Origin of the sequence: Kribbella sp. NPDC050459, from assembly GCF_040655315.1 — a bacterium.
Taxonomy (GTDB): domain Bacteria; phylum Actinomycetota; class Actinomycetes; order Propionibacteriales; family Kribbellaceae; genus Kribbella.
The window spans coordinates 144959-154675 of the sequence record NZ_JBFAJQ010000019.1 but is presented as its reverse complement, the minus strand read 5'-3'; the positions used below and the strand labels follow the sequence as shown (position 1 = coordinate 154675).

Sequence of the window (9717 nt, the reverse complement as noted above, 5' to 3'; positions counted from 1 at the left end):
CAATCACCGCCCACAACTCATCAGAAATCACACCCGAACGCAGCACCGAACAAGCATCAACCACCCAACCCCGACGATTTAGCAGACACGCCCTAAGCGCTCATGCGCCGAGGGAGCGAGCATGACCCTGATGTTGACCCGTCATACGGAGACCGAGACGCTCGAACTCGTCTCGAGACTCAAGCCGCTCTATGCGAACGCCTACTCCGAACCTCCGTACGAGATGTCGGATGAAGACATCGAGCAGTTCGAGATCCGCATCTTGAAGCATGCCGGCCTCGACGGCTTCGTCCTGGTCGCTGGAGAGGTCGATGGACGACTCGTTGGCTTCTCGTACGGATTCACCTTCCTGCCGGGACGATGGTGGACTGGCGTCAAGACTGACCCGCCTCCTGCCGACGTTGCCTCAGGCCCTCTTTTTGCGGTGATCGAGCTCGGCGTACGCACGGATTTCCGTGGCCGTGGCTTCTCCCGCCAGCTCGTCGACGCTCTCCTCGCCGATCGACCAGAGGCCTTCGCGAGTCTCATCTCCCGCCCTGGTTCGCAGGCTCACGCGATGTATCAGCGCTGGGGGTGGAAGAAGGTCGGCACCACGCAGACGTACCCACACTGGCCCGTTGAGGACATCGACGTTCTGCCTTTGCGCAACAGCAAGCCCGCCTGACTTCTCAACGAAGTGGACTCGCTCATGAGCAACCGTCCGTTCGGTAGGTGTCACCTCGTGGTTCCACCGTCGAGCGGACGACGTCGGACGAGGTGCAGCAAGACCCCTGAAACGCAGACCAGGACCACGACCTCCGACGGTCACCACTGGGCAACCCGGCCCGCGGGGCTCGCAGCCGAGCACTGCGGCTGGCGGACGGCGACGACGCGAACGACAGCACAACTGTGTCGAGGTCACCCACATGCCGGATGGCGGAGCAGCGGTCGCAACAGCAAGGCGCACGGCCGCGGCCAGATCCTACGCTTCACCGCCAGCGAACGGTCGGCGTTCACCGAAGGCGTGAAAGCTGGCGAGTTCGACCCTCGTGCCTGACTCGTCGAACGTGCGCGGCGTGTCAATCCGCACCGGCGAGCCTGCCCTTGTGGGCCTCACGACAGATACTGTTCGTGATGGTTCTGCTACTTCGGGTTTGCGTTGGCGTGGATAGGAGACGGCTGTGTCCGAGCTGGGAGGTCGTCGTGGCGGCGACGACCCGAGCAAGGGCAGCACGCCAGGGGATCAGGCTGGCGAAACCGGGCGTCCTGAGAACGAGACGTCTCGGCGGTCCGACGACGGCGTGCGTGATGAGCAGGCAAGCCGTAGGGATACTCCGACGCCCGATCGCCACGACGCTACACATCACGAGGCGCCGCGTCCGTCGCCTGCTCGCGAGAAGTCCGAGCAGCGCCCCGATGACGTCTACTGGCCCGGCAACGCGCGCGGGGCATCGGCTGAGCAACGTGATGACTCAACCGCCCCGAACTCCTCCACTGTCGTGTCCCGGGCGTCGGAAAGCAGACAAGGGGACTCGCGGGCGTCCGCTGACCCTCGGCTGAGGGAAGTGCAGGTATCGGAGGCTGACTCAATTGACGAAGACGAGGCCGCGGACCGTCGATCCTCACAGCCACTGACTGCTCGCGAAAAGCTCGAGCAACGTCTCGATGAGATGTACTGGCCGGGGTACTCCAAGTGGTCGTCAGCCGAGCAGAGCGATGACGAGTCGGCCGAGCGACCGGTCGATCCTCCCTCGGCCCCGGCGACGGCGCCGGTCGATGATTGCCCCGAGCCGGAGGACCCGTTCGCCTCCTACTCACTAGAGCTTCGGGCCCACATGGTTCACGACGACACCTTGGCCCGCCTCAAGTACATCAGCCCGCCCGCTCAAGAAGCCGAGACCACCTCCCACGACGCAGATCCTCCCAGTCTGGTTGAGTCGCCTGGTGCTGACGAGCGAACGTCAGAGGCGGAATTGCGTGACGACGTAGCGAGCGGCGTGTTGACGGCGGATGACAGCACCGCGTCGACGTCACGTCTGGCCGGTGAAGCCGGCGCTCAGCCCGCTGCCAGCTCGCCTGACCAACCGCCCACCGACCTCGAGGCTGCCGCAGCCAAGGAACAGAAGGTCGCCGTCGATAGCGTTCCGGCCGGTGGCGGCGACTTGCTCGAACCCGATGACGTTGCTGCTGGCATCGATTCCGAACCAGGGTCTGTTGCCGGCGTCGACGAGGTCGCCGAACTGGAGCACGAGTTCGTCGACGATGCCACCCCGGAGGAGATGGACCAGTACCGCCGAATCCGGGAAGCTGACGACGTCGACGCTCTCGCCGACCACAGCGGGATGCCGCGTGGGGTGATTGAGGCGGCAAAACAACACCTCTTCCAGCGCCAGCACGACGTGGCAGTTGGCCCGGGAGATATCAGGCACGGCTACTTCACCCCGTTCGCGTTGTTCGGCGATCTGTGGGAGAAAGTCGCGTCCGGCGCGGAGTTGACTGACAAGAACCGAGTGGAGTTCTGGTCGTTGGTGGCGCACGAGTACGTTGAGTCAAAGCTCATGGACGCTGGATTGCCGTATCTCTCGCCACACTCCGACGCCTGGGACGAAAGCCAACGGCCACTGGTCACGTCAGATCACCCATCGGCGCACAACACGGCACCATTGAGTACGCGCTCGTCGAGGATTGATCTACTGATTCTTTGGGACTCGAAACTGGGCATACCAAGGGGCGACCTCCGGGTCGCAGAAGACCTGTCGAACCTTGACGACGTAGTACGCGTGGCAAAGGAAGGGCTAGGCCTGTGACTGATAATGCGGCATGCGAGAGGCTGCTGGCGCGCCTGACGGTGGCGAGCTGGGACGACCAGGCGGCATGGAACCGGCACTCGGCGTCGCGGGGTTTGTTGGCGCTCGAGTATCTGCGCCGGATGGCGATCTGGGCCGATGCGCTTGGGGTGCCGAGGCAGTGGCCGTTCTTCGATCTCGCGGTGGTGTTCGATCCCTCGGTCGAGACGGATCCAGCCTGGTTGCAGCGCCTGGAGACCGAGGTTGGCCGTGAGCTAGGGACTCTGACAGAACAGGTCCTCACCGACATGTTCAGGTGGGCATCGCTGGGTGGTCGACCCAAGGAGCGGTTTCCTGAGTTCGGCGATCCGTATGAGCCGATGGTGCAGGTGTTCGAGCGCGGTGGTGAGATCTATCCCGGTCACGGTTCCATCGAGCTCTACGCTGCTCCCATTCCGTATCTCCGCATCACCGAACGATTGGCCCAGCCGCCGTTCCCGATCGACGCCGCCACCTTGGACGAGGTGGACGAGAAGGATCGGATCAGGGTCGAGGAGTCACTGGCACGCCGAGCGGCCAAACGTGCGGAGCAAGAGCCTACATAGCGGGGCCGGCGAGGCTGCTGCGATTGCCGGCCATCGCCACGATGCCCAACTGGTGCTTGAGCGAAGACATCTCGGCACTGCTGTCCATCGAGCGCTCGCCGCTGTAGGAACCTCTCCCTCCAAAGGAGCAATTCTGTTGTCGAACGAGCAGGGCCGTATCTTCCGCGAGGCGTGGATTGCAGGCGTGACGAAGCACTACCCCGGCGAACCAAAGCCCGGTTACGTCGCACCGTGGAAAGAGACACCCCACTGGGAGCGGGAGAGCGCGGCAGCCGTCTACGAGCAGGTGCGGGCGGTCGTCGAGGTCTCTAAAGGAAACACGAGCAAACTCAGCCGCGAGCAGAAGGGCCGATTCGTAGCGCTGTGCTGGATCGCGCAGATCCACTGCCACATCCCCGACCCAAACCCAGCTACGTAGCCGACTGGGACGACCTGCCAGCCTGGCAGCAAGAAACTGACGCAGACATCTTTGAACGGATCGAACGCGTCAACTGGCACCCGCTGGCATCTGTGCAGGCCGTGCTGCCTACGAACGCGGTCTGCACTGCTCGTCGAGGCTAGTTCATGACAGCTCGACTGTGCCGTCCGCGTGGACCCACCTGCGCGGCGCTGAGTGACGCGGCCACTTCGCCATATAGGTCTCGGTAGCGTTCAAACTCGGGGAGTGCGATGGCGCTCTGCCAGTCGGGTTCCTTGCCGCGGAGTCGCATAGCGGTCAGGACTGCTGCTGCGAACCAATGACCGGCCTGCGTGCTTTGGCTTGTGCGCTTGATCTCATGGGCGCGACTGGAGTCGGCGTAGCTGCGACTGGAAAGCCCTTCACCTCGATCCCGACAGTTCCGCGGTCCCCCTCGCGATCACGTCGATGCCATGTTCCCGTGCGGCGGTGTTCGCTATCGAGAGGATGCGCCAGCCTCGATGTGCCATCGCCGTGACGACTGCGGCCTGGATGTTGGCCTCGGTGTGCCACGCTTCTTCGGGGCTGGCAATCGTCGTTAGCTCCTCTGGGCCGGGCGTTCCGACGTCTGGGGTGAAGGCAGTGTTGGTGGCCGATCCGCGCGGCTCGATCTCGCCCCGGAGCTCGGACCCCAAGGCAGCCAGATGTCGCCGCGCCGTATGGGAGATGAACTCGGACGATGGCACGCCCGCGGCCGCTCGAAGGCCTGGACTGCCGGGAACCAGACGTTGTTGACGCGAACAGCGTGTTAGTGGATGGCCTCGGGCGCGGCGTCGGCCAGCCGAGCCTCTACCTAGGCCCGAGACAGCTCGTAGCGCCGCCCGTTCAGGGTGAAGCGAAATTGGCGCGTCGTCGAGGCGACTCATGAGCCAAAACTACGACATGCGACGCGCGGCCACGAGCAATGCGAATCCTCCAGCGCTGTCGGCGGGCAGGGCGAATGACGGCACTTGCAGACGTCCCACGACCGGCCACCCGGCGTATCCGCGTCTGGTTCGGTGAGCACGTCATCGCGGACTTCGGAATTCCGATCCGAAAGCGTGGCAACGGCGGCCGAAACTGACCCCCTTCCGACGCGTCGACACGGGATCAGTTTCGGCTGTCGCCGACAAAGAGCAGCAGTCCGACGGGGCCGCCCTACGCGCGATCAGCTGGTCGAGCTCTTTCCGCTCATGGTTGGACACGCCATGACAGTCTCTCCCGACCCCATCAATCGCCAAAGAGATCGAACATCTCGACATCCGAAACGCCCAGCTCTCTACGAAGGCGATCTACGACGTAGGGCCAAAGCGCAGGCGCGACGCTGGTACGCACACTGTGTGCGAGAGAGACCGCAACAGTCTCAGAAACCATCCGCGCGAGGTCGTCCGACGGGCTGGCGGGCCGTGACGTCTCCGGTATGGAGGCTGGTGCTCGCTCGGCAGTCGGCTCGTACGGTCGCGTCGCGCCGACCCGTTCGGCGTTGTCTCTGTCAGGAACGACTTCCATGGTTATGTCCACGAGTGCAGCAGGTGGTTCGCGACGTGAATCGACCATCGCCGGCTGACGCGGATCACGGCTAGCCGTCGAGCCCTCAGGGAGTGGCATCAGAGCGCCGGCGTGCACCACCGTGAGGTACCGCGTCGTCCGAGTCAGGGCGACGTACAACAGGCGCAACCCTTGTTCGGACTCCCGCACGATGTCCGCAGGCTCAAGGACGACAACAGCGTCGAACTCGAGGCCTTTTGCTTCTTCCGGACCGACCACGTTGATCGACTTACTGAGGGTGCCACGGCTCGCGTCGCTCCAAGCGACGCCAGCCCGCCGCAGGGCTTCGCTGAGCTCGTCGCGTAGCGCCGCAGGACAGACAATGCCGACGAAGTGCCCTCGTCCGGCATGATCGCGGGCTGCACTGACTGCCTCGGTTACGCGATCATCCGCATCCACCTGTCTCAAGTCAGGATCCGCTGGCCCCCTCCGAATAACTCGCGGAGGCGTCACCCTCGGCGCCGCGGACGGGAGTAGCTGGGCAGCCAACGCGAACACCTGCTCGGGAACGCGGTATCCCAGGGTCAGTTCCTCGGCGACCGCTGCAAGATCCTGCTTGAGCGCCGAAATCACATCGTCCCACGAGTCTCTGGCCCATGGCCCTGTCGACTGTGCGAGGTCACCCACAACCGTCAGGGACCCGTTCCTCGACCGGCGGCCTACGGATCGCAATTGCATCGGAGAAAGGTCCTGAGCTTCGTCGACCACTACATGGGCGTAGCGCATCCCCATTCCGTTGATCAGAACGTCTGCCTCGTCCAGCAGGGCGACATCCGCGTCGCTCCAGTCTTCATTCACAACCCGCGGCGCCGCCGTTCGAAGCAGCCGTCTCACATCTCCGGCTGTGAAGTCGTCACCCGCAGCGGCGACGAGGCGCTCACGCGATCCGAAGAGATCACGGAGAAACGCCTGGGGAGTGAGCGAGGGCCAGATGCGCTCTGCGGCAGCGTCGATTTGGGTCGGATCAGCGGCCGATCCAACGTGAGCGGTGAGCCATGTGCGAAACCCAAGCCTGCCCGTGTTGTAGTTCGGCGCGGACTGCACCAATCGCCGGAGCTGCGTCTCGACGTCGGCGCGGCTGACGATGACGCCTCGCCCAGGTGCACCGACCTCGATCTGATCCTGGCCGGAGGGGAAGCGCACTCGCTGTCGCAGCGCGGTCGCGAGCAACGCCGCCATCCGTGAGTCACCCTTGAGGCGCGCGACCTCCTTGGCCTCGTCACGCCGGCTGCTTGACTGTGGGCCAAGCGTTCGTAGGTCGAGGTGACGGACGTCCGCGTCTCCGAGCCCTGGCAATACCGCACGGATGTACCGGGTAAACGTGGGGTTGGGCCCGACGACCAACACATCTTCGGGAGCCAGCCTGGCACGGTTGTTGAAGAGCAGCCATGAGACCCGATGCAAGGCGACTGCAGTCTTGCCCGTGCCTGGCCCGCCCTGGATGACCAGGAGTTGGTCGAGCGGTGACCGGATGAGCTGATACTGCGCGGCGTGGATCGTCTGTACGATGTCCTGCATCTCCCCTGTGCGATCCTGCTCCAGATCGCGCAGCACCGTGTCGTCGATGCCAGATCGCTCGGACTCCGTCATCGTCTCTACGGCTCTCGCCAGATCGGCGAAGATGACCTCTTCGAAATCGACGACCTTGTTCCGTTCAGTACTGTACTTTCGCCTTCGCGCCACGCCGCATGGCTCGTCGTAGGACGCCTGGAAATAGGGAGCCGCCGCAGGAGCTTGCCAATTGATGACCAGCAGTTCCCGATTGGTGTCCGTGATCGCGTGTTTGCCTAGATAAAGGCGCTGTCCTTCATCGTCGTCGAAGCGCGCGAACGCGACTGCCTCATCAGGGTCCCCGAGCTTCTCCAGGACCGCTTTCGCGTCACGGCGTACGGCCGAAGCCGCCGCACGGGGGCCAGAGGCAGCACCAGCGGCACCCGACAGCGTTCTTCGAGACTCCTCTCGAGCCTCCCATGCCTGATCAAAGTACGCCTGCTCTTCCTTCAACTGCTCCATGCTGGCCACCGCGTATTCCCCCTCGTCCTCGTCCTCGTCAGACTCTAAGACTGGTCGCCGACACTTCCGCTAGGAGAACCGCGCCGTGGGCAGGTGTTCGCCCAAGTAGCCGACGTAGACCTTGCCAGTTCCACCAGAGTCGTCGTGGAAGTGCAACCGCGGACAAGGTGCCCCTCTCTTGACCACCTTGATATGTGCCGGCATGAAGATCCGTCCGCTCGGATCTACCTGCTTGGGTACCGCGAACACTCGTGCCCCATGCAAAACAGGGTTGGACTCGACGGTCTCGCTCTCGACGAGAGCTACGGCGTTGGCCGAGATTGCAGGCTCTCCGGCGGGCGTCTGCTGGCACCAGGCGTAGAACGAGCTCGCGAACCGGCCCTCTGCTCGCGCACACGCGTAGGCATTCAACGCAATCAGCGCCGACCAGGCCTTGATCGCGTAGAGCTGCGCGTTACCGTGCAAGTCCAGCTCGGCGGCGTTGGTGTCGGTCGATCCGATATGAAGGTAATGGAGTTTCTCGCGCGCGAGAACCAGAACTTCGGCGAGGGAGGGCGGTGCGGTTGGTAGCGTGTCATCCGTCCCAACCCCGGGGTGTCCTGCATCATGCAAGCAACGCGCCAGCCATCGACTGCGCCGCTCGGCTTGGTCCGCAGCTTCGACGGATTCAGTTGCCTCGAGCTGCAGGTCCTCGAGCTCCGCGCGAAGCATGCGAACCTCGTGACTCGTCTGGTCGAGCTCTTTCTGCGCCGCATCGAGAAGTTGATCGAGCAGCTCGCGTTCGGCACGGGCCTGTTGGAGATCGGCCGCGAGCCCCGCCAGGCCGGCCGTCAACCGGTGATCGTCGACTTGCTGCGCAGATAAAATCAACCGATCAAGTGCGTCGTCGAAGCTCGCCGGATCGTCAAGGAGCTGGCTCGAATCATCTGGCGAGCCCAGAGCCGCACGAATGCGCCTAGCACGCTCGCGCAGCCATTGACGGCCGAGCATCGGTGACTCGATGGCGACGTCGAGCCGAGCTGATTTGCCTGTTTCGCCGAGGCGCTCGGAGACCTCTGGCATTGCGGCAGATGCTTGGGGCATAACGCCTGGGATGGCACCTGCCCGCAGCGCTGAAGCCGTTGAGATCGGCGCCGGCCGCCGCGTCGACAACCCGAGGATCTGGTCCTTGACAGCTGGAAATGCGCGGTGCCCCAGTGCGACCAATGACGCACGACCGAGGATGCGGTGTCGAGAAGCGGTGTCGTCGGGCTTGGCCGCTCCAGGCAGGTAGGTTCGGAGCGCGCCGCCGTACACCGCATAGTCATCTGGTAGGCGCTGAGCCAATCGCTCCGTTGCCGCTCCATCGACGAGCCGAAAGACCGCTGCGACACCCGCGAGATCACGGGAGAGCCGCTCAGCCAGCCTCTTCTGATCGTACGCACCTTGCGCGTCATAGGCGAACACGATGACCGGGACCTGACGATCGGCAGAGGTTATGTGCCGTACCAGCTCATCGACGTGCCCACTGGTGACTTCCCAGACGTCCGAGGTCAGTGGCACCCCGCCGTCGGACGCCTCCCCAGCCGCCAGGAGCGCACGGACCAGACGCGGACTCCCTGGTCGTTGGACACGACGCCCGCCGACTGGCTCGTGTTCGAGGTCAGCCCAGACCCAGCCGCCGGACACTTGGTCCGGACCGGACGTGTTCCAGACCAGCGTGGTTACCCAACGTGCGTCGAGCGACTCCTCGATCAGACGGAGTCGATGGACTGCGCCATCGTTTCGGTTGGTCAGCGTGCTCTGCGATGCCCACGCGATCGCACCCTCAGCGGATTCCAGCGGTGATCCACGGTGGCTCAGACCATCAGCCGGAACCACGAGCCCCTTGGAGCCCAGCCATTCCCCGAAGGCGTCTTGAACGGCAGCCGCGATCCCGCCGTCCGGATCCTGAAAGACCGACCGATAAACGAGACTCATCGCACCTCCACCAGGCGACCGCGACCCCCGCAGATCCGCCTGTGCGATCACACAGTCCCGCTGCGCTGATTATCTACTATTCCCCGCAGTTATCGGGCTGGATGCGACGATCGTTACAACGAGTCATCGCCTCAGGCCGCCAAATCGCGACGACCGCCTAGCAACCCGCTGCGGAGTCCAGCTCGCCATCTGTCCGTGCTTGGGACGGACAGCATTCTGATTAAGTCACCGAGGGCCGAGCCGGATTCGCGCCGGCCACGCCGCCGTGGAACGGAGAAGGTCGGGCCACGGCGTCCCGAAGGATCTACTGTCCTATGCGGGACGAGGCGAACGCTGCCAGCTGCGCTAGGACACACGGCGCGGAACAGACATGACCGCGCCTCGCCAACGA

Annotated in this window: 6 protein-coding genes; 4 read left to right on the top strand and 2 right to left on the bottom strand. The window is 64.1% G+C overall.

Features of this window, described 5'->3' with window-relative positions; all coding sequences use genetic code 11:
* The first annotated feature begins 121 nt into the window (after positions 1-121).
* The 4 genes from AB0I12_RS39680 to AB0I12_RS39665 all read left to right on the top strand — a co-directional run bounded on the left by AB0I12_RS39680 (position 122) and on the right by AB0I12_RS39665 (position 3788).
* Positions 122-664 carry a GNAT family N-acetyltransferase gene (locus tag AB0I12_RS39680; protein WP_359940675.1) on the top strand — a complete coding sequence of 181 codons (543 nt, stop codon included), beginning with the start codon at positions 122-124 and terminating at the stop codon, positions 662-664.
* 880 nt (positions 665-1544) lie between these two features.
* Positions 1545-2786: a hypothetical protein gene (locus AB0I12_RS39675; RefSeq protein ID WP_359940673.1), complete on the top strand. Its 1242-nt coding sequence runs from the start codon at positions 1545-1547 to the stop codon at positions 2784-2786.
* Entirely contained in the window at positions 2783-3370 is a 588-nt protein-coding gene (locus AB0I12_RS39670) for a hypothetical protein (protein WP_359940670.1), read from the top strand. The genes AB0I12_RS39675 and AB0I12_RS39670 overlap by 4 nt, the downstream gene beginning before the upstream one ends.
* 136 nt (positions 3371-3506) lie before the next feature.
* Entirely contained in the window at positions 3507-3788 is a 282-nt protein-coding gene (locus tag AB0I12_RS39665; RefSeq protein WP_359940667.1) for a hypothetical protein, read from the top strand.
* A gap of 1248 nt (positions 3789-5036) precedes the next feature.
* On the opposite strand, the gene AB0I12_RS39660 is transcribed toward AB0I12_RS39665, so the two are convergent.
* Together AB0I12_RS39660 and AB0I12_RS39655 are read right to left on the bottom strand one after the other, a co-directional pair.
* A complete protein-coding gene (locus tag AB0I12_RS39660; protein WP_359940664.1) occupies positions 5037-7367 on the bottom strand; it encodes a UvrD-helicase domain-containing protein in 2331 nt (776 codons plus the stop codon).
* Positions 7368-7436: 69 nt separating this feature from the next.
* Positions 7437-9326 carry a hypothetical protein gene (locus AB0I12_RS39655; protein ID WP_359940661.1) on the bottom strand — a complete coding sequence of 630 codons (1890 nt, stop codon included), beginning with the start codon at positions 9324-9326 and terminating at the stop codon, positions 7437-7439.
* Positions 9327-9717 lie beyond the last annotated feature (391 nt).

Coding starts and splice junctions, on each gene's coding strand:
- AB0I12_RS39680 (WP_359940675.1), top strand. CDS start 122: ATGACCCTGATGTTGACCCGTCATACGGAGACCGAGACGCTCGAACTC.
- AB0I12_RS39660 (WP_359940664.1), bottom strand. CDS start 7,367: ATGGAGCAGTTGAAGGAAGAGCAGGCGTACTTTGATCAGGCATGGGAG.
- AB0I12_RS39655 (WP_359940661.1), bottom strand. CDS start 9,326: ATGAGTCTCGTTTATCGGTCGGTCTTTCAGGATCCGGACGGCGGGATC.